This window comes from Chengkuizengella marina, assembly GCF_009910845.1.
In the GTDB taxonomy this organism is placed as follows: domain Bacteria; phylum Bacillota; class Bacilli; order Paenibacillales; family KCTC-33759; genus Chengkuizengella; species Chengkuizengella marina.
The window spans coordinates 1-21810 of sequence record NZ_SIJB01000062.1 but is presented as its reverse complement, the minus strand read 5'-3'; the positions used below and the strand labels follow the sequence as shown (position 1 = coordinate 21810).

The following is a 21810-nucleotide window of genomic DNA, read 5'->3' as shown; positions in this document are numbered from 1 at the left end:
TATGTAGTTCTATCATCTTTATTATTGATTATATTTTGTAGTAAATGATAGAGTTCAGTTTTCAATCAAATATCATGAACTTCGTTATGACACATCCCTTATCATCCCTTGAACATTAATATGATGAATTGTTGAGTATGTGTATATTTAATAAAGTGAAAATATTCACAAATATTTATAGTTATTAATGCTTATTTACAATATTTAATATATATGTATACTAGATAATGATGACTTATTTGGTATTTTAGTCCTTTTAAAAAAGTCAGAAAATTGAAAAATGTATATTCTTACAAGGGGGTGATTATAAAAAGTTAGTGACAATGTGTTTCCTATTTCCAAGTGAAAGGGGTGATTTAGTAGGTTTAATAGTTTAGTAGTAATGATATCTACACAAAAAATCTTAAATCATTCTCAGAAAGGTGGAAACTATGAAAAAAGTCAGATTGGTTTCGTTGATATTATCTTTGGCTCTTACACTTGGAGTATTTCTTTTACCTATTTCAAACAATGTTAATGCAGAATCTACTAAGGTGAAAGAGAACAAAACAAAACAGCTTCAAAAACTGAATAAGATGAGTGAGAAAACAGAAAAAACTAAAAAGAAGAAGTTTAAAGTATCATGGGATAAGAAAAAAGGAATTCCTAATTTTATCTCTGGAGAGCTATCTGAAAAGAACATAAATGCTTTAGATTTTCTAAATGAGAATAAAGATGTTTTTCAGATTGATGGCGGTGAATTTGAAGTCAAAAAAGTAGAAACAGATGAGCTTGGTATGACTCATTATCGTACACAGCTTGAAGTGGATGGAATTCCAGTATACGGAGCTATAGTCATCATTCACACCAATGAAGATGGAGTGATTACAGCCATAAATGGACAAGCTGAACCAAAATTAGCAAAGAAAAAATGGAAAAAATCAGTCAAACTATCTCACAAAGATGCTATTAATATAGCAAAGAAAAATTTAAATTTTACACCTGATGAGAATACGTTCACAGTAGAGCCAACATCAGAACTTTACTTATACAAACATGAAAACAAGTGGCAACCTGTATACGTAGTAGAGTTACAATTTATGGAGCCTTATCTTGGTAGAGAATTTTTCTATATCGATGCTAAAAAAGGCAAAGTATTAAGATCAGTAAATAGAATTGTAGAAGCAGCTGAGACAGGTACTGGAACAGGTGTGTTTGGAGACACAAAAACACTTAATACTTTCCTATCCGAAGGTTTATATTATTTACATGATACAACAAAACCAATGAATGGTGTAATTAGAACTTATGATGCACAAAACACAATGGATCCTCTAGATGATTTCAACCCGAGCCCAGGTGTTTATGTGACAGACGATAATAATAATTTTAGTTCATCTCGTCAACGTGCGGCTGTTGATGCACACTTTTATGCTGGAGTTGTTTATGATTATTTTTTAAATAACCATAATCGCAACAGTTATGACAACAATGGATCTGATATCATTTCAAGTGTACATTTAGGAAATAACGTTGAAAACGCTTTTTGGACAGGTGTACAAATGGTTTACGGTGATGGAGATGGGGTTAATTCACATGCTTTATCTGCTTCATTAGATGTGGTTGCTCACGAATTAACACATGCGGTTACTGATACTACAGCAAATTTAGAATATGAAAATCAATCTGGTGCATTAAATGAATCCTTCTCTGATGTGTTCGGTATCCTAGCTGAGGTAGAGTATGAAGGTTCAACTGAATGGTTACTAGGAGAAGATATTTTCATTAATGGTAATGATGCAATCAGAAGTATGGAAGATCCAACAATTTTTGGTTACCCTGACCATATGGATGACTTTAGAGTACTACCTAACACAAGGGAAGGTGATTGGGGTGGAGTACACATAAATAGCTCCATTACCAACAAAGCATTTTATAACGTCGCTACAAACATAGGTTTTGAAAAATCAGGAAAAATTTATTATAGAGCATTAACTTCATATTTAACACAGTTTTCACAATTTGATGATGCACGTAATGCATTATTGCAATCAGCTACAGATTTATATGGTGAAAATAGTACAGAATACAATGCTATTGCAGACGGTTTGGCAGCTGTAGGTATTGGTGATTCTACTACAACACCAACTGATGATACATTTGAACCTAATAATACATTAAGTGATGCATATTCAATTTCAAGTGGTGAGTCATATACTTCATATATTTCTAGTTCAAGTGATGTAGACTTCTATACCTTTACAACTGGAGGGTCTGGGGATATATCCATAGACTTGACAAGTTTACCAAAAGATTATGACATTTATTTATTAAACAGCAGCGGAGCTGAATTAGATAAATCCATTAATGCAAATACATCAAGTGAGTCTATCCTATATACAGCATCTGGTGCAGATACGTTTTATATTCAAGTTGTTGGCTATAACGGTGCCAATAGTACAAATGACTATGTTTTAAGTGCTTCCTTTCCAACGGGACAAGTAGGAGGAGAATGGTTCTATGAACTTGAAAGTTATGATACTCCTCATCCATATCCAAACAATCATACAGAAACTTACACTTACTCAAAACCTGGAGCACAACAAGTAGCTATTCATTTTTCATCTTTTTCAACAGAAGCAGGATATGATTTTGTTCATATTAAAGATAAAAATGGAAGTACGGTAGCCAGTTATGATGGATCTCAAAGTGCGTTCTGGGTTGTTGTAGATGGAGATGAAATAAGTGCAACTTTAGACACTGATTTTAGTGTTACAGATTACGGGTTCACCATTGATCAAGTGGCTTATTTTAGCAATGGATCTTTGGCAGCAGGTATAATGAATAAAGTTCAATCATTTGATGAGTTAATCAAAGTTTCGGATAAAGCAACTTCAGAAGATTATATCGCTCCGGAGCATGGGCCAGAAAAAACGGATCAATAATATCATTTAATAACTAAGTATAACAATTCCCTCGTTATATTTAGAATAAGAAAAGTAAACCCTGTGCGAACATGCACAGGGTTTACTTTATTTAGGTTTGAATGAACATTAAATAACTGACAACAAAATAACTTATCACTACCAATATACTTGGTATAACATACGTAAAACGATTTTTTGCTTTTTTCCTAACCAGTCCATACATACATATTATTGCAAGAACAATCGTGCCAAGAACTGTGTAGATGTGACTCGGACTAGAATGAAATAATAAATTGCCTTTTCTATACAACACATCTGTAAAAATTAAAATTAAAATATTAAAAGTATTACTTCCTAATATAGAGCCAATGGCTAAATTATAGTTTAACAGTCGTACAGCAACAATGATGGAAACGGCTTCAGGTAAACTTGTACTTGCTGCGACTAAAAACGTCCCAATAAATGAAGCATCAATTCCGGTTATCGTTGCAATTTTATCTGCTGAAATGGTTAATACTGAGCCAAATACTAATATAAATATTGCAGCAAATATAAAGGATATAATTGCCCTTTTTAAAGTGAATTTTTCATAATTTTTTGAATCGCTTTTAGGTTGTATTGCAGAGGTATTCTCCACTTTAGAAATAAGCCACATTCCTAAACCATACACTATAACTAACACAATCGAATCTAATCCAATACCAAAAATATGATAAGAGATTTTAAAATAAATTGAAATTGAAATAAAGATTAGTAGTAACATTACAAGGATGTTCGTCATCATATTTTGTTTGTTAGAATAGTTAAATATTTGACTTTTTCTAAATATGATATCTACAACTGCTAAAATCATAAAGTTGAACAAATTGCTCCCTAAGACATTTCCAGTGGCGATATCTGGATTGTTAATCACAATGGAAGTCACACTTGTTGTGATTTCTGGTAATGATGTAGCCCCACCAAGCATTAGCCCTAGTAAAACTCCATTAACGGATGATTTTTCTTTAATCACATCCACATATTTAGAGAGCTTTACCGCCAAAAAAATTGTAAAACTTGCCGCAATAATAAAAATAAAATAAACCATAACACCATCCTCAGTTTTTGTGAGTTTATGTTTAAAAAAGCTTCTATCTTATGTATATTATTTCCAACCTGAAAATACATATGCTAATTTTATCACATATTTAGAAAATGAAAAAAAGAGACCTATATAGGTCTCTAGATGAATGAAATGTATATACTTAATAACCTTATCATTATTCCAATATATTCAATACATTATATAACATTACAGCAGCTTCTGCTCTAGTTGCAAAATCTCGAGGAGCAAAACTATTATCTGCTTTTCCTTTTAAAATTCCTAGACTAACAGCTGTTGAAACTGCATCTAAAGCGTACGCTTGGATATCTGAAGTATCATTGAATACTAATTCTTCTTTAATATCAATAAGTGCAGGGTTTTTATAATTTATTGCACGAACGACCATTGTAGCCATTTGTTCGCGAGTAATTTTTTCATTTGGCTCAAATACTCCTTCTGAAATCCCTTGAACAATACCCGATCTTTGTGCAGCTTCTATTTCAAGAGCGCTCCAAGTCAAACTTTCAGGAACATCAATAAAAGAACCTTTAAATTCCTCTAGTGGAATATTCAATGCACGTACTACAAGTAATGCAAATTGAGCTCTTGTCAGTTCATCTGAAGGTGCAAATATATCATCCGAAGTGCCTTTAATAATACTTCTGGAAGCTAACACCTCAATCGCGTCTTTAGCCCAATTTATATTCTGTATATCGGAAAATGTCTTATCATTAGCAATTGCAGTATACTTTGAAAAATGTGTAGTTTTAATCAGTAATACACCATTTTTCACTTTACCGCCTACATATTCCCATTCATTCTCTTGCTCATTTAACACATAACCTGCTACTTTTCTTGTATCCTTTGCTAAAATTTGATTTATATTTATTGCAATTTCAATAGGTTCATTAAAGGTTGAAATTTCAATTGAATTAGAATTTTTCTTAGTTGTAATTTTTAAATCCACAATATCTGAAACAATTGTCTGATCTGTATCTTTATTCGCTTCAGTTAATTTTTTTGGATCTACTTTATCCATTGAGAAAGTTATATCATTACCAGATACCCCAGTAATCCCTTTTAGTGTTTCAGGTGAAATATTTAGTTTAATATTTTCTTTCTCAATAACTAATGTTTTATTGGCATCATGTATTTTATTTAATATATCCTTATTCATTTCAACCATAACCTTATCTTCAGTGTTATCGTTTAAATTAATTTCTACATTACGTTCAAGATTACTACTCAATTGATCCTTAATATCAGCTTCTTCAACGAGTAAAATCTCATCTTCTACTTCATCCTTAGGAGGGGTACTACCACTGCCGCCATTACTTGGTTTATCATTTCCTCCTGAAGAATTGTCTGATTGTTTTAATTCAACATCAAATATAGTGTTCTCTGTTATACCTACAGAAGTTGCTGAAATATCATACTCTCCTATGCTTGCATCTAAACCAAGTCTGTAATTTAATGAATATTTACCTTGAGCATTAGTAGTCTCTTGACCTGCAAATAATTCTTGTCCGTTCCGTTCAACCGTAATCAGAACGTCAATAGAACTCGCGGACTTCCCATCCTTCTTTACCTTACCAGAGATTGAAACTTCATCACCTGGATTATATTTAGATTTCTTTGTTGAAACGGTCAGTTCTTTTTCCGTTGGTGTAGGTTGTTCATCCAGTTCCTCTACTTCAAAAGTAGATCTGACGAACTGTGTCTCATATGTTGCTAATACCTCATATTCTCCTTCTATAGCTTCTTCAGAAAGATCAAATGTAATTGCATAAAAACCTTCTTCATTAGTAATAATATCATCACTAAAAATGTGCTGATCATTTGTTTCAACCCTAACAGAAACTTCAGCATCGCTTACGGGTTCTTCGTTTATTGTTTTGAGATTACCTAAAATAACTACTGTATCTCCCTGATTATACTTATGTTGATCTGCTGCAACCGATAATTCTATTTGTATTGGTTCTGGTTCTTCTGGTTCTTCTCGATTATTTTGTAAAACTTCGAAAGTTAGTTCACTAGATTGTTGTAGAGATGTTACAGTTACAATATATTCACCTGGATTAGCATCTTCTGGAATTCTATAAGTAAATTCATAATTCCCATTAGCATCTGTTTTAGTTTGATATGTGTATATTCCATTCATGCCTTCTTTAATTGTGAGTAATACATCGATCTCGCTCATCCGTTGTTGATTCACCAAGATATTTCCCGTTATGACTACAGTGTCTTCTGGAATATAAGATTGCTGATCTGTTGAAATATTTACATCTGTATTATTTGAAGCTTCTTCCATTTCGTCAGATGGTATTTCACTTTGTCCTTCTTCAACCTGCTTTTCATCAACTGATTTATCAACAGAAGTTTTATCCTCTGCTAAACTTAACATTATATTTCCAAAAGTTAGAGACAATAATAGGATGATTATAAAAACCTTCTTCAAATATTTCACGCCCCTTTTATTCCGTTTACCGTATTATTTCTTCTATTGCAATAAGAAAATAATAAAAAGGTTCAATATGGAACTATCAAACTTTCAGTAAGCATCTATCTCCTCACCGAAAGTTTGATATAGTTCAATCTACTATTCTATAGTAAACATGGTTTCTTTATTCGCTTCAGATAGAGCAGAAGGACTGTCCCACTGATCCCAAACAAAAACATCTATAGTATACGTTCCTTTATCAAAGTCATTTAGCTGTACGCCTGCACCATTTGTAGCACCATCTGCAATTTCAAATAATGTAAAGAATCCTAAATACACTACAGATTGATCATCATCTTTGACTTGAATAATAATCAAAGGATCTTCAGCAGTATCTGGTCCTAAGTTTTTAATGCTAGCTTGTATTTTAACATTCTCACCTTGGGTGAAATTAGTCTTTGCTTCTCCATTCCCATCTAATGTGTCTACAGATTGAATCATTAAAGGATAGTTATATACTGTAAATACCGCTTCTGTTCCATACACATTATCCTCTCCATCAATCGAACCTGATGCTACCACTGTATAAGTTCCGTTCAATGTAAATTCATCTGGTTCAAATGTGGTTTCGTACGTTACCCCTACACTTTGTGGAAGGTCCATTTCCTCACCTTCTGGATCTATTATTTTAACATCCCATAGAATAGACTCACTTGCAGTGGCATTAATAGTAGCAGGTCTATCCATGCTTACATATTGTTCAGGATCAACGATTAACTCGGTGATTTGTGCTCCTGGAGGTTCTTCTCCCTTATAAATGGATACAACTACTGTAGTTACTGTACCAGCATAATCTACAGCTTCCAAAATAAATGAGTTATTGCCCATTTCTAAAGGAAGTGTTAATTCTAATTCCTCAGTTATAGGTCTCATTTCATAAGGTTCTACAAATGGATGATAGAATTCTTCACTACCATCTATTAAGAATCTCAATTCATCAAAATTATCCGCGAGATTTACAGTTATTGTCGGATCTTCTTCATCTGCTTCTACATACCCATTCTCAGGAAGTCCAAAAACATCAATCGTTGGAGCTGTTGAATCAACAAAAACCATTCGATTAAATCCAATTTCATTCCCAACTACATCTGATCCTGATATATAAAACTCATGTACACCATCTTGTGAAAATGAGATTGTTGTATTAAAATCGTAACGATTTTCTTCTTCATTCCACTGTAAATCTACTGTAATTGGAGAACCAAGCACCGTTTCTCCTGTTAGTGTTAAGTTATCAATTTCTGATATATCTGTAATATATCCGGATAACTCCATATCTAACGAATCAAAGATTCCTAATGCTTCCGGTGAAGTAGCAAAAATATTCGGAACCCCTTCATCTTCTTCTCCTAAAGTAGATTCTATTGCTGAGTTTCCTGCATAATCTACAGCGATTACATCAATCATTGCTCCTTCAGCAGGTCTAGTTGCAAATTCATATATTGTAGTGTCTTCTTGATACGGTACTGTATCTACTTGTTCTCCTTCTATTAAAATCACATAATAATTAATACCGATTCCACTATCTTCTGCATCAATAGTTAAATCTATATTGTCAGAATCATAATTTAAATCATTAATTTCAGGTGCTGTTGTATCCACTGTTACAGGAATTTGTAATATCTGTGGATCTTTCCCCTCGTAATCAACTTGTGTCTTAACTTGATAATAATATAAACCATCTTCTACTAGTTTATTTTTAACAAAACCGTCCCATTCTGTTGTAGATGAAAAAGAATAATAATCAGCTCTTCCACCATTATAGTAATCTTTTCTAACATTATAATCTGTTCTTATTTTTCTTAATGGATTTAATTCCTCATCAAGAATACTGTATTCAACTATAGTAGAGTTTCTTAAAAAAGATAGAATAGGTGTAACCGTATCCTCAATGCCATCTTCATTTGGAGAAAAAGCAACCTTATCTAGCAAATATGAATCTGTTTCACTATCATAACCAAGGAAATCCTCAGAACCTACTAAACCTGTAAATCCATAGAAAGAATTATCTTCATATCTAAGTGCATCAATAACTGGTGGATCGTTCCAATCTCCATGAAAACCAACATATGGAACCGTAAGAGTTGGATAAGACATATCATCTTCTTCTAAATTCGTAATATCTGTTAACGTTACAAAACCTTCTACAAAATAACCATTTTCCATTAATGCATTTAATTCAATTTCTGCACCCGAAATATCAAAATCAAGTTGTATATCTTCACTACCACCAGCTGGTATAGTAAGTTCAGGTGTATCAATTTCGATGGTAACCTCTTCTATTTCTTGAGTAGCCAATAGATTATAACCATCTTCTACTAAATCGGTTAAAGCATTGGCGCTAACTTGATAGGTTACGTCCTCATCGCTATAGTTAGTTGCAGTTAACGTAAATGAAAACTCATTACCAACCTCTCTTAGAGCAACTTTTGCTTCTCCTGTTATTTTCTCTGTTACAACAACTGGGGTATTCACTGCAGAAAGAAGTTGCATTAAACCTGCACCTTGACGACGTGGAGTATATAACATACCTTCCGGGTCTGTAATAGGTACGGATGTATTCATTAATAGATTTTTAGCCATGTTTACTTTATCTGCTTTTTCCAAATCAGGAAATTCTTCTTCAACACGTTGCAATACAAGTGCAGATCCTCCTGCAACATGTGGAGCAGCCATGGAAGTACCACTCATTAAACCATACTGATCATCATTTAAAGTGGATAAAATTTGTGCCCCTGGAGCAGTGATTTCAGGTTTAAAGTCTAAGTTAGATGTGACACCCCAAGACGTTGAATCTGCCAACTGACCAGCTCTATTATTTGGTACACTCAACGTTTCCCCTGTAAAGGTAACCTTCATCGTACCTCCAGCATCTAGCACTTTTTCTTCTAGCATATTTCCATCTGATATACTTAAAGTAACCATTGGAATTGTTGGGCTATCTAGTGCCATACTAACGTAGTCACCATGTGACTCTCTACCACGAACAATAACCCCTGCAGCTCCTGCTTCTTCAGCTTGTCCTTCAATCTGTGCGTAGAAAAAACCACCTGTACGAACAACAAATACAATTTTTCCGGCAACATCTTTGCCTTCATATTTATCCGGTTGTCCATCCTCTACATAAACAACATCCATTTCATTGTTACCAAACACATTCAGTGCCTGCGGAGTGCTGCTTTGTTTTTTATATGCAATAGGTAGTGTTTCATCTCCTACCGTTATTGACATTTGATCTAATTGAATTTCTGAATTCTCTATCGATGCAACCTGTAAAGATTCATAAGATAAACCTGGTGCGCCTACTAAGCCAATATCAGGATTTGAAGCTAAAGGATAAAAATCTTTACCAAAGTATCCAGAGTTTCCAGCTGATATGGCCATCATCACTCCATTATCTACAGCCCGCTTAATCGCTTGTTGTTCTGGGTCATCTGCATCAACAAACGCTGCTGTAGACCCTAAACTCATATTAATAACATCAGCACCTAATGCTATGGCATCATCAATAGCTTTAATATAAATATCACCATAAGTAAATTGCATTTCAGGATCATTTCCAAAAACCTTTAAACCTAACAATTGAGCCTCTGGTGCAACCCCTTTAAGACCATTGTTTTCTTCATCACCATTTGCTGCTGCAATTCCAGCTACATGCATACCATGCATAGATGCCCCTGCACCTAAATCTACAATCTCATTATTTTTATCCGCGTAATTATAACCATATGGAACCTTAACTGTAAAATATTCTCCTGGCAATTGTTTATCTGAAGCTAGCAACTCTACTTCATCGGAAGTTAATTCTACTAAACTATCATCTGTTATAACCATATCTTTGTGTGAAGGGTCTATACCAGAATCAATAATACCTATGACCATCCCTTCACCCTTGTATCCATATTCAGACTCCCATGTGTTTTTCGCCTGGACTAAATCCTTACTGGATATCATTTGCGGTTTCTTAGTTGGACGTTCATATTTATTAACGATATATACTGAAGAAACCCCAGAAAGTGATTCTATTCGTGAAATATCTCCATATTTTATCATTCCGCTAATCCCATTTGCTACGATTGCAAATTGATTTTCAACATTTATATCAATCCCCTGTGAACCAATTTCTGATAATAAATCTGTTTGCTCATCATCAATCTCTTCTTGAAGTTCTTCTTTTTTCAATGAGGGAAGCTCTTTATATTTCAAGCCTTTACTTTGTGCAAAATATATTGCTGGATCCCCTTCTAATTCAATAATAACTCGAATTTCATCTTCATCATTGTATTGATCAGTAAAAAGAATATCGCTGTTATCTGCATGTAAGTTTGAGATAATTTCATTTAAATTAACCTCATTATTTTGCGCTTTCACTGATCCTAATCCATAACTTGCTACTACAAATAATACAAGGAACATTAAAATAAAGTGCTTTTTGAACGGTTTATAATTTCTTTGAATCATACGAACTTAACTCCTCTCATTTGACTTTTTTTTTAAGTAAAACAACTTGTCCTCCTTATCCCCTTATTAAAATCATCAAACTCAAGTTCATTCTATTTAATATTTTTTAATAAATCAATATATTAGCAAAAGAGGATAAAAGTAGTGATTTTTCAACAAAATTCAATGACTTTTTCACCATTTTTTCGCCATCATATGACACATTTTTTAAAAACAATATAGTTTTTAAGATTTCAATAAAATGAATTTTTTGGAAGGAATTATGCTAAAAAAACCGAATATATTGAGTAAATGAGCAGAAGATTCTAATAATGAATTTGAGGAGAGGGAGTTGAGATGTTTAAAAATAAAAATGCATTACAATATGAAAAAAGAACTTTTTTTATGTGGGTTGATTCATTCATCCCTTACTTATATGCAACGGGTATTATTGTTATTGGTGGATGGATGGTTATATCTACTATATTGCTTGGCTATCGTACGTTCAACATAGATCCATTATCTTTTTTCTTACTTTCAGATCATACTATTATTGAGGAAAATATGGAAAATATAGATGGGGACACATTAAAGATAGATTCGGAAATGCAAATACAAGTCAACCTAGCACCCCCAAGTAAAGAGACTGAGTGGCAATCATTTTTGAATTCCATCATACAATCTGATTTAAATAAAATTATTTTTAGAGGCATTTCTTTATTAGTCATTTGGATGATTATCTTTCTAATCATTCCAGTCGGATTCAGGAGATTAAGAAGGATTAAATTATTTCGTATGGAAATTGAAGTAGAAAACGTGGAAAAAGCGGCTATTCAAACCATTGAAATCACAGGTGGTAAAGCTAAATTAATGGCGTACTTATCTAGTAATGATGCAGAAGCTACAACATTACAGTTTTTAAATGATGGAACTCCAATCCCTTCTATCGATTTTAAAGAAGTACTAGCGCATTTCTTAGAGGAGATTAAAGAAGGATATCAGAAGGAATTTGATTCTCATTTTGTTTATGAAGTCCATACTAGTGATTTCCCAAAAATGTTTGATGAATTAATACAGGAATCAAAAGAAACAGAAAAAGTAATGATTAAAAACAAAATAAACAACGATAATTTATTTAAAAAAAATTATTTACTCATGTACTATGCTTATAATCATCAGGAGCTGGTTACGGTTTTAAGCAGTTATACTTATGAATTTGATGTGTTAGATAAACATCTAGTTGAACTATTACATCATAATATTAGTAAAAATGTTGAAAATATTGAGTATATGGTTGCTTTAACGACTCCTCCAGAAGATGCTAGTAATTCCACTTGACTGTATAACTAGTTTTTTTATATCATTAAGTAAAGGGGTGATTACGATGTCAAAAACTCCAATTAAACCGACAGATATTAAAAATCGTGCGAAAAGAAAGCTATCTAATAGAAATCATAAAACCAATCATTCAGAATACATAGCTACAGGGCAAATCGTAAAAACAGTTCATGTGAGTAAAGATGAACCTCTTGTTAAAAAGATCATGGGATTTAAATAAACTCAATTTTTATGAGTTTATTTTTTTTTGTACTTCAAATTTCTAGCGTGCTTTCTCGCAGCTTCCTTTAAAACTGGGTTAGAACCTACCAACTCTGAAGGATCTTTGATGTCTAATTCCTTTAAATTAAGGTCACTAATTTTTTTGAACTTTTCTCCTTTTAAAAGTCTTTTATAAACTTCAGCCATTGCCAATGATGTCACCTCATTTATATACACTATTTACTACAATTTATTCTGACAAACGATTTGATGTGAGCCTATTCACTATTTGGATATTCTGCCCAATTTTGATTAAAATAGTATTTTTACTAAAAAATTAAAAACTCGTCTATTGACGAGCCTCTTTAGGGAAACACAGAATTTATATTTTACATCTCAAGGTTATTCTTTTACTATAAACTTCCCAACCATTCCTGCTTCTTTATGTCCAGGTACAGTGCAAAAAAATACAAATTCACCCTCTTCTTTTGGAATGAACTTTATACTTACCGTTTGCCCAGCATTTGCGTTCATATGAATACTTTTCATTTCATCGTTTTCCTTTCCATGACCTTCATCAGCATGTACTTTTTGAATATTGAAAAGAGGATTATTCCAATCTAGTCAAGATTTGATTTGGGTTTTCCTTGTTCAGCAATTTTAACCCAGCTTTGGCCCCCATCTACACTTTTATACATATTAACATTATAAGTAGCTATGATCATTTCCAAAGTAGTTTTGGGATTTAAAGATATATACTGTATTGCATCCTTTGGCATATCAGGAATATTCACTGCAGTTATTTCACCTGTATTAAGATCCATATGCTGAAGTCCAGCTTGTCCATTATATGTTCCTGCCCATAATTGATCATTAAAATCAAAGTATGCAGCTGTTATTTGGTACCCATCAAAGAATTTTTCAAAAGAGTCACCATAATTTTTTGATAAATATAATCCATTTTCAGTAGTCATTGCTACTATTGAATCATCATCTGGATGAACAGCTACTGCATGAGGTTCTAACTGAGAAGGATAACCTTGTAATAGACTTTTTTTCCACGTTTGCGTTTCATTTTGGGTATAATATAATCCTCTATCTTTCATCACACTATTTTGTGCAAAATTCATTACATAAAGGGTATTCGTGTTATAAGATACTCCCGTCACATGAAAATCTACTTCTCCATATAAAGTTAACTGTTCTAAACTCTTCCCTTCATCTGAACTTTTCACTATTCCCAACGGATTTTTTAATCCAGATCCGAGAGCTGGGTGTCCACTAGAAAAAAAATGATCTTTTGCCATTGCAAATCCCATATAGTCATGGCCTTCTCCTTCTCCTTCACGCCAAATTCCATCTTCATAAACTTTTAAACCTGTATGTGATGAAAGAAGTAATCGGTTACCTTCAGAATTAAAACCTATGCCGTGAACATGTCCGAATTCAACAATATCCATTTGAGTTGAATCTGGGGTAGATTTTTCGGAATCATCTTGTTCAACTTCAGATGTACCTCCATCATCTGATTTATTATCATTTGTTTCATTTTGAATCTGTTCTTCATTTTGCTTTCCTGATTCAGATTCTTCTACATTATCTGTGTTCGCACAACCTGTTAAAATAAAAATAAACATTCCTATTACGATCAAAATTTTTTTCATTACCTCATCTCCTATCATTAATCATTGCCATTATCTTTTGCATTTTTGATAACCATCTATAAGTTTTTTTAATAAAGTCACCATCAGCTTGTGATAAATTGAGCCCTTCTTGACTATTGCATTGTTGAATTTTTATATTGAGTCATCGTTATTTTAGCAGGAAATTGTGCAGAAACTGAGTAGAAATTGAAAATAAAATTTAATTTCATTCCCATTTATATCCTATCCCCCATACTGTCTTTAAATGTTCATCAATAGGAAAATGAACTTTTCTACATTTCTCACGAATATTTCTTAAATGAGAATCTACAGTGCGCCCTTCTACATTTGAGTCAAATCCCCAAATTACTTCAATGAACTTTTCCCGACTAAATACAACTTTTTGATTTTTTAAAAAGAACCCGATCATTTCAAACTCTTTCCGTGTTAAAGTAATCACTTGTTCTTTATATTTCAATTCATGTTTCTCTTCATCCCATACTAAACCATTAAACTCAACCTTATTCATCTGATGTGATCTTCGCAAAACAGCTTCAATGCGTGCCATTAAAACAGCTTCATCAAAAGGTTTTGTAATGTAATCATCGGCTCCAACTTTTAACCCTTTCACCATATCGTCATTTTGGTCTCGTGCAGTTAGCATAATAATCGGCACATTGGAAAACTCCCGAATCATTTTTGCAGTTTCAAATCCATTTAATTCAGGCATCATAATATCAAGAAGTACTAAGTCATAAGAACCTTCTTCAAGCAAGTGAATCGCTTCTTTGCCATTATCCACTGTTTCACATTGAAAACCGTTAGGTTGCAAATATAACATTAACAACTGCCGCATTCTAAGCTCATCATCCACAATCAATACTTTCATATTTTCATAACCCTTCTATTGGCATATAAATTGAAAAGGTTGTTCCCTTTCCTAATACACTTTTCACATGTACTTCTCCACCATGCTTCTCAATAATTTCTTTTGCAATTGTTAAACCTAATCCACTGCCTCCTGTTGCTCTAGAACGTGATTTATCAACTCGATATAACCGATCCCAAATTCTTGGTAAGTCTGATTTGGGAATACCATCTCCTTGATCTGAAATTTGGATTCTGATTTGTTGGTTCTCTTTTAATACTTTTATTTGAACATGGGTATCAGAGCGAGAGTATTTTAGAGCATTGTCTAAAAAATTATGAATGACTTGACCAAATCGAATTCGATCTATAGTTATAAATATAGATTTTTTACAAAAACAATGTAATGAAACACCCTTTTCTTCAAATGCTGGTTTTAATCTTAATACAATCTCTTGAAGAAATTCACAACATTCCACCTGTTCTTTTCGAATGATAAATTCATTTTGATCCATTCTAGCTAAATCAAATAAATCTTTTACTAAGGTATTTACATTACTAGCCTCTTCTTGAATAATTGTAATGAATTCTTCTCGTTCTTTCACCGAAAGGTTTGGTCTGTTTAATACATCAGCATATCCTTTCAAATAAGTTAATGGCGTACGAAGTTCATGTGAAATGCTTGACAAAAATTCTGTTCTTTCTTTTTTTAATTGATCTAAATCATCAGACAGTTTTTGAATTGATCGGGAGAGTTCACCCAATTCATCTTCACGATAAGTATCTAACATAACATCACTTTCCCCTTTACTAAGTTTTTCAGTCGCTTTTTTCATTTGAATTAACGGACCTGTTATAAACTTAGATAAAAAAATGGTTGCAATGATCGAAATGACAAACGCGAGTACACCTACGATGAAAAACTCCATAGACAAATTATGAATCATATCTCTTATAGGTTGTGTTTTCAAAAACATAAACACATATCCTTTTATGTTATTATCCGTACGTATGGGACTTACCGTTGCTAAAAAAGGTTCACGCTTCCACTCAGATTCAATTGTCATACCATGATGTGAGTAATCAACGAAATTACCCATTAGAATTAATTGTTTCATATCATCATTAACCTCATTTGAAGCTTTTAGAACCTCAAATTTTTCGTTTGTAATGACAACCATTGTTTCTGCCTCTGATTCCATCAGAGCTACATGTTTAATTGTTTCTGTATCAAAATTTTTCTCCAAAACATCACGATGACTCATTCCACGAGCTAAAAGATTATCTGTTTCACTTTGCACTCTCTCATTTACGATAGAAAAATAAAGCAAAAAAAACAGCATGGATTCGATAAACAAGATAAAAATAAAAAACAACATCCCTATTTTAAAAGACAATTTTTTTATGTTGATCAACTCCCGCACGTTTTCTATTCAGATAATACTTATCCTCATCAAGTTTACCAAACTATTGTGAAGAATATGTGCATAAAGCATTAAAACACAAAAAAGGAGAGACCTTAAGATAGTCTCTCCCTTATTAAAAAGTTAACAATAATCTTGTAAACTTTACTTAATCTTCCTGACTATTATTTTTTAGCAATACTTTTAATCCGCTGCGAATATCAGATGCCAGGATGTAATTACGATCAATAAACACTCCCCACACATATGCAGATTCAGGTGTATAACGTGCAATTTCAGTCGGATTACTGGCATCCGTAATATCTACAGCTATAATCCCTCCCGCATAATATGAGAGATAAAGTGTATTTCCTCTCACCTGGGGATTATGTACTGTTTTTGCCAATGTAACATTATTTTCATCAGGTATATCATATGTTAAATCTGTTTTGAATTCACTAAGTAGTGATGGATTTGATTTATCCTTTATGTCAAAAATACGAGTGTATCCATATGCTTCTTCATATCCATCTCGAACTGGAGCATATACCTCACGAGTTTCAATTAAAATTGTGCCTCCTTTTGCTATTGTGGATGAGTGAGCAGAACCTTGCTGCTCGGAAGCAAACTCAGTACGTCCTAAGTATATAGGATTCACAGGATCTTGAATATCAAATATAAGGGTCCCTAAATCCCACATAGAAATGTATGCATATTTTCCTGTTACATCAGCCATGGTGCTATGATTAAATAAAGGTCTTACTTTTCCATCAGGAGAATCCCAATAATATCCATCAAATGATTCATCAACTTCGGGAAGTGTCCTAGGATCAAACTGCCATACTGTTTTAGGATTAGACGGATCACTAACATCTACAATTTGAAAATCGCGTTGTTCACCATGTGTAAAATAATCTGTATATGGACTTGCTGCTAGTACAATAGCCTGATTTCCTCGCATCGTTAAATATAATTCATGGGTTCCTCTAGTGTTTTTTGCTATTTCCCAAAAACCTAGCTTTTGAGGTTCTATTGGATTCGTAACATCGTATAATAAAAATCCACCTTTTGAATCTGGATGTGTACGATCTAACTGCTGAATGGATACTACAGCAAGATCACCGTTAAAATAAGGAGTATTTACAGATTTTACAATTACTTTTTCTTGCCATGTTAAAGGAAAATCATTGTTTGCAAAAACAGCGACTTCTACAGGATTAGCAGGGTCTTTTAAATCAAAAACTCTTACTCCACCGTTCCCTCCATTTCTAGTATGTGTGCCAACGTATGCATATCCTTTATGAGCATACACATCCGCGTATGAGTTTTCTAACCCATCTTCTCTAACAATTTCCATCTCAGGTGCAGCCACTTCATTTAAAAATTTCAAATTTTTACTACCTTCTAGTAAAGGTACAGTAATATCATCAAAATTCGTTCTCTCCCCTTTTTCCAGATTGATATCACCCAATTCATCATGTCCTAACACTTGAGGAATAACCAAAGAGAATACAAGTACGCTTACCAAAACGGATTGAACCCACTTTTTTCTTACCAATGAAAATACCTCCAATATAAAAATATTTTAGAACAAATATATTATAACATTTTATATTATAAATTTTTACATTTATTACAGACAATTCAATAATTATATTTTTAAGGAAATTAAGTATTTAGAATATTAATAAAGAAAATACCTGCTGAAAGAATCATATAAAACAAAAAGACGCTATCCTAAAAAAGGATAAATCGTCTTTCTTATACTCTGATCTATGGTTATGTTTTTATGAATAAATTTACTATTTCATTACCTTGCTTTTTTTTGCTGATGCAATTCTTTCCTCAGCCAAACGGTCTGCAGCTAGGTAAGTAGGAATTTGATCTCGCTTAGAGATTTCTATCACCTTTTGCATGTTTTGATAAATATGTTCTACTTTGCTCATCACTCGATCAAGGTTAAATTCACCTTTTAGTTCATCCGCTACATGAATAAGTCCGCCAACATTAATAATATAATCTGGAGCATACACAATCCCCATTTCATGCAAAAGATCTCCATGTTTATCCTGTTGTAATTGATTATTTGCACCTCCAGCAATCACCTTTGCTTTTATTTGAGGAATGGTTTCATCATTTATTACAGCACCTAATGCATTAGGAGAAAAAATATCACAGTTCACACCATAAATCTCCTGTGGATCTACAGGTTTTGCATCAAATTGTTGGACTGCTTTATTCACACGTTCATTATTAATATCTGTAACGATTAGTTTTGCTCCTTCTTTATGAAGATACCCACATAAGGCATACGCTACATTACCTAAACCTTGTACAGCAATCACTTTTCCTTCTAAATTGTCTGTACCGAACTTCTCAAAAGCTGCTGCTTTTAACCCTCGATATACACCGTATCCCGTTGAAGGTGATGGATTACCACCTGCACCTCTTGATGAAAGCGTAACACCTGTCACATGATTTGTTTCTTTATGTATATTGTTCATATCCTCTTCTGTTGTCCCAACATCTTCTGCGGTAATATATCTACCACTTAAATTCTCAATAAATCGACCAAATGCGCGAAACATTTCAGGATTCTTGTCCGATTTAGAATTACCAATGATAACGGACTTCCCTCCACCAAGATTCAACCCTCCAGCTGCTGCTTTATATGTCATCCCTCTTGATAAACGTAAAACATCAAGAACGGCATCCTCTTCTTTGACATAAGGCCACATTCTACACCCACCTAATGCTGGTCCAAGTGTAGTATCGTGTACTGAAATGATAGCCTTTAAACCTGATTTTTTATCTTGACAGAAAACAACTTGCTCGTAATCGAATTTCTCCATATAATTAAAAATTTCCAACCCATATTCCTCCGTTTCATTTATAGCTCATTTTGCCAAATAAAAATGAAAAATTTTAGTATGTTTTCAAAAAAATGCGAAAATGGAGTATTCATTTTATTACTTACCTTACTTACAGCGTAATGTTTCATAGACGTTTTGTCAAAGGGTAAAAACAAGAAAATTTTTCTTCATATAAAAACAAAAAAAGTGCATTCCAAAGAAGTTGAATATGTTCATTTATCCTTCATTATCCTATTAAATAAGGCTATTCCAACGAAGTTGAAATGCCTTAAATCATTGTATTCATATTCTCTATTAAAAATCAACGTTTAAATACATATAAAGCAAATACTAAGGATAATAACAAGTAGAATGAAAAGTACTAAAATAATGATTGCTGTTTTAAAAAAGAAAAAAGCAGCCATTTCCATACCCTCCTCCCTAATTAACCTATAATATATTATGTAATTCATATGTACATGGTATAGATGTTTATCCACTAAAATAGTAAAAAGGGTTTTTGACTATTAAATAAGGGCTTCTTACTATAAAGTAAATCTTGTAAAAAAAGACTAAGAGTTATCTAAAAGATACTCTCAGTCCTATATTTATTTTAACTTTACCTTCATTTAATATACACTGGTCAATTGTGTTAGTCATTTATTAACCTAAGTATTACCCACTTAATTTTTGCTGATTAGTATTAGTAGATACACTTTTATTAAGATCATTCTGATAAGAAGAAATGCTATAATCAATATCTTTTTCTATATCCTTTAAACGAGTAATACGTCCTGAGTCGTCTTTATACACAACATGACTACTATTAAATTTAGTAGGGCAATCTAGTCCTGCAGCAGCTGCTAAAGTAAATAATCCCTGCCTGAGTGTAACCGTAAAATTAGCTACACGATATTTTTTATCCTCTATTACAAGTGCTTTTTGAAGTTTTGGATTGGTCGTAGCTACTCCTACAGGACACGTGTTTTTATGACAATGTTGAGCACCTATACATCCGATGACGATCATATAAGCACGAGCCATACTAACGAGATCAGCACCCATTGATAGAGCGATTGCAACTTTATCTGCAGTAAATAATTTACCTGATGCAATAATTTTAACCCGATCTCTAACACCGTAATGTTGCAGTACTGAATGAGTAATCATAATACCGGATTTAATAGGAAGTCCCATAGAATCCGCCATTTCTAGATAAGTAGCACCGCTACCACCTTCACCGCCATCTACTGTAATAAAATCTGGACCTCGACCTGTTTCTTTCATATATTTTGCAAAGGAATGCAGCTCCGTATCATCACCAATAACCACCTTAATACCAACTGGTTTGCCTGTTGTCTCTCTAATTTTATCTATAAAATCAAACATGCTCGATAAATCTCTAAACTCTTCAAAAGAATTTGGAGATTCAACTGTAGTATAAGGCTGGATTTTACGTGCTTTTGCAATGGTTGGTGTATTTTTCTCAGCAGGTAGATGTCCACCTCGAATTTTTGCTCCTTGACCTAGTTTTAATTCAAATGCCTTTATTTGTTGTATCGATCCTTTTAACTTTAATTCTTCCCAATCTAACTCACCAGAGTCAGTGCGCACACCAAATTTTGCAGGACCGATCTGCATAATCATATCTACATCTCCGGCTAAATGGTAATCTGAAATACCACCTTCCCCTGTATTCATCCATGTTCCGTCTGCTATACTAAGTCCTTTGGATAATGTTTCAATGCTATTTTCACCGAGAGAACCATAACTCATACCAGACATTCCAATAAGTCCTTTGACATGAAAAGGATGTTTACATGTTTTTTCACCAATAATTACAACATTGTCATCGTGTAATAACCAGGGTTCGATTTGTTTATCCTTAAATGTTTCTTTCCGTTTAAAAAGTGTTTCTTCTTTTGTTTTATAATATTTTGTTTTTATCTCAAATTGATTGTCTATTTTCATTTCTTTCATTAGTTTTGGAAACAAAGAATTTTTAAGAAAATATCCCTTTTGTTCAAAGTCCTTTTTAGAACCAAAAGATATAATCGTTTCTAGATACTTAGATGGGAATATAATACTTAAAAAGTCATTCCTTGAAAATGGTTTTCCTTGGGTATCTCCATCAAACAAATATTGTCTGAACTCCGGTCCTGTATGCTCTAATAAATATCTAATTCTTCCGAGAACAGGATAGTTTCTTAAAATAGAGTGTTGTCTTTGGTTTTTATCATAAATAAAAAAGAAAAAGAATAATACCAAAGGAATAAATATAATTACAATGATAAGTATAAAAACAGGTGATATCATAAATTTGCTCCTTTATCATGTATTTTTCACTTTTATAGATTGCTAATATTTTCACACTAAACATCTATGAGAAAGTTAAAATCCCTCAAATGAATTGTATTCTATTTTATATAAATAAACAAAAAATACATTATTTATGTTAAAGAAAACTCTCCAATTGACAAGTCTTAGACAGAAATAGAAGAGGTAGTTGTCGGTACAGGATGTGCCAGCAAAAAAGAGGTGTTCCAACAAAGTTGTAAAATGGTACCTGTAGTTAG

The 21810-nt window shown here is 32.9% G+C and carries 14 protein-coding genes; 3 read left to right on the top strand and 11 right to left on the bottom strand.

The features are described 5' to 3' along the window. Window positions 1-431 precede the first annotated feature (431 nt). Window positions 432-2924, top strand: coding sequence for a M4 family metallopeptidase (locus ERL59_RS19870; protein ID WP_160647978.1), 2493 nt, complete (start codon window positions 432-434; stop codon window positions 2922-2924). A 91-nt stretch (window positions 2925-3015) separates the two neighbouring features. On the opposite strand, the gene ERL59_RS19865 is transcribed toward ERL59_RS19870, so the two are convergent. From ERL59_RS19865 to ERL59_RS19855, 3 genes are all read right to left on the bottom strand, one after another. Next, the gene (locus ERL59_RS19865; protein ID WP_160647977.1) at window positions 3016-3993 is read right to left on the bottom strand and encodes a sodium:calcium antiporter; all 978 of its coding nucleotides are present in this window, start codon (window positions 3991-3993) and stop codon (window positions 3016-3018) included. A 172-nt stretch (window positions 3994-4165) separates the two neighbouring features. Beyond that, window positions 4166-6448: an S-layer homology domain-containing protein gene (locus ERL59_RS19860; protein WP_160647976.1), complete on the bottom strand. Its 2283-nt coding sequence runs from the start codon at window positions 6446-6448 to the stop codon at window positions 4166-4168. A gap of 141 nt (window positions 6449-6589) precedes the next feature. Then, the gene (locus tag ERL59_RS19855; protein WP_160647975.1) at window positions 6590-10951 is read right to left on the bottom strand and encodes a S8 family serine peptidase; all 4362 of its coding nucleotides are present in this window, start codon (window positions 10949-10951) and stop codon (window positions 6590-6592) included. A gap of 336 nt (window positions 10952-11287) precedes the next feature. On the opposite strand from ERL59_RS19855, the gene ERL59_RS19850 reads away from it, so the two are divergent. Next, on the top strand, window positions 11288-12268 hold the full coding sequence (locus ERL59_RS19850) for a hypothetical protein (protein ID WP_160647974.1): 981 nt from the start codon (window positions 11288-11290) through the stop codon (window positions 12266-12268). Window positions 12269-12314: 46 nt separating this feature from the next. After that, complete coding sequence (locus ERL59_RS19845; RefSeq protein WP_160647973.1) at window positions 12315-12488, top strand: hypothetical protein; 174 nt, start codon at window positions 12315-12317, stop codon at window positions 12486-12488. 17 nt (window positions 12489-12505) lie between these two features. Here ERL59_RS19845 and ERL59_RS19840 read toward each other — a convergent pair whose 3' ends face one another. The 8 genes from ERL59_RS19840 to ERL59_RS19805 all read right to left on the bottom strand — a co-directional run bounded on the left by ERL59_RS19840 (window position 12506) and on the right by ERL59_RS19805 (window position 21550). Beyond that, window positions 12506-12682, bottom strand: a complete 177-nt coding sequence (locus ERL59_RS19840; protein ID WP_160647972.1) for a hypothetical protein — start codon at window positions 12680-12682, stop codon at window positions 12506-12508. Between the two features lie 189 nt (window positions 12683-12871). Beyond that, the gene (locus ERL59_RS19835; protein ID WP_328699991.1) at window positions 12872-13066 is read right to left on the bottom strand and encodes a plastocyanin/azurin family copper-binding protein; all 195 of its coding nucleotides are present in this window, start codon (window positions 13064-13066) and stop codon (window positions 12872-12874) included. Between the two features lie 23 nt (window positions 13067-13089). Next, a complete protein-coding gene (locus ERL59_RS19830) occupies window positions 13090-14133 on the bottom strand; it encodes a F510_1955 family glycosylhydrolase (protein ID WP_160647970.1) in 1044 nt (347 codons plus the stop codon). A gap of 205 nt (window positions 14134-14338) precedes the next feature. Further along, window positions 14339-15001 carry a response regulator transcription factor gene (locus ERL59_RS19825; protein ID WP_160647969.1) on the bottom strand — a complete coding sequence of 221 codons (663 nt, stop codon included), beginning with the start codon at window positions 14999-15001 and terminating at the stop codon, window positions 14339-14341. A gap of 4 nt (window positions 15002-15005) precedes the next feature. Then, window positions 15006-16280, bottom strand: a complete 1275-nt coding sequence (locus ERL59_RS19820) for a sensor histidine kinase (RefSeq protein WP_328699989.1) — start codon at window positions 16278-16280, stop codon at window positions 15006-15008. A 271-nt stretch (window positions 16281-16551) separates the two neighbouring features. Further along, window positions 16552-17940 (bottom strand): LVIVD repeat-containing protein, encoded by a 1389-nt coding sequence (locus ERL59_RS19815; protein ID WP_160647968.1) that lies wholly within the window; start codon window positions 17938-17940, stop codon window positions 16552-16554. Window positions 17941-18184: 244 nt separating this feature from the next. Next, the gene (locus ERL59_RS19810; RefSeq protein ID WP_160647967.1) at window positions 18185-19252 is read right to left on the bottom strand and encodes a Glu/Leu/Phe/Val dehydrogenase; all 1068 of its coding nucleotides are present in this window, start codon (window positions 19250-19252) and stop codon (window positions 18185-18187) included. A gap of 657 nt (window positions 19253-19909) precedes the next feature. Next, window positions 19910-21550, bottom strand: coding sequence for an FMN-binding glutamate synthase family protein (locus ERL59_RS19805; RefSeq protein ID WP_160647966.1), 1641 nt, complete (start codon window positions 21548-21550; stop codon window positions 19910-19912). Window positions 21551-21810 lie beyond the last annotated feature (260 nt).

Bases quoted from the DNA above. Each gene is read 5' to 3' on its own strand.
- ERL59_RS19805 (WP_160647966.1), bottom strand. From the start codon at position 21,550: ATGATATCACCTGTTTTTATACTTATCATTGTAATTATATTTATTCCT.
- ERL59_RS19855 (WP_160647975.1), bottom strand. From the start codon at position 10,951: ATGATTCAAAGAAATTATAAACCGTTCAAAAAGCACTTTATTTTAATG.
- ERL59_RS19830 (WP_160647970.1), bottom strand. From the start codon at position 14,133: ATGAAAAAAATTTTGATCGTAATAGGAATGTTTATTTTTATTTTAACA.
- ERL59_RS19870 (WP_160647978.1), top strand. From the start codon at position 432: ATGAAAAAAGTCAGATTGGTTTCGTTGATATTATCTTTGGCTCTTACA.
- ERL59_RS19845 (WP_160647973.1), top strand. From the start codon at position 12,315: ATGTCAAAAACTCCAATTAAACCGACAGATATTAAAAATCGTGCGAAA.
- ERL59_RS19825 (WP_160647969.1), bottom strand. From the start codon at position 15,001: ATGAAAGTATTGATTGTGGATGATGAGCTTAGAATGCGGCAGTTGTTA.
- ERL59_RS19865 (WP_160647977.1), bottom strand. From the start codon at position 3,993: ATGGTTTATTTTATTTTTATTATTGCGGCAAGTTTTACAATTTTTTTG.
- ERL59_RS19850 (WP_160647974.1), top strand. From the start codon at position 11,288: ATGTTTAAAAATAAAAATGCATTACAATATGAAAAAAGAACTTTTTTT.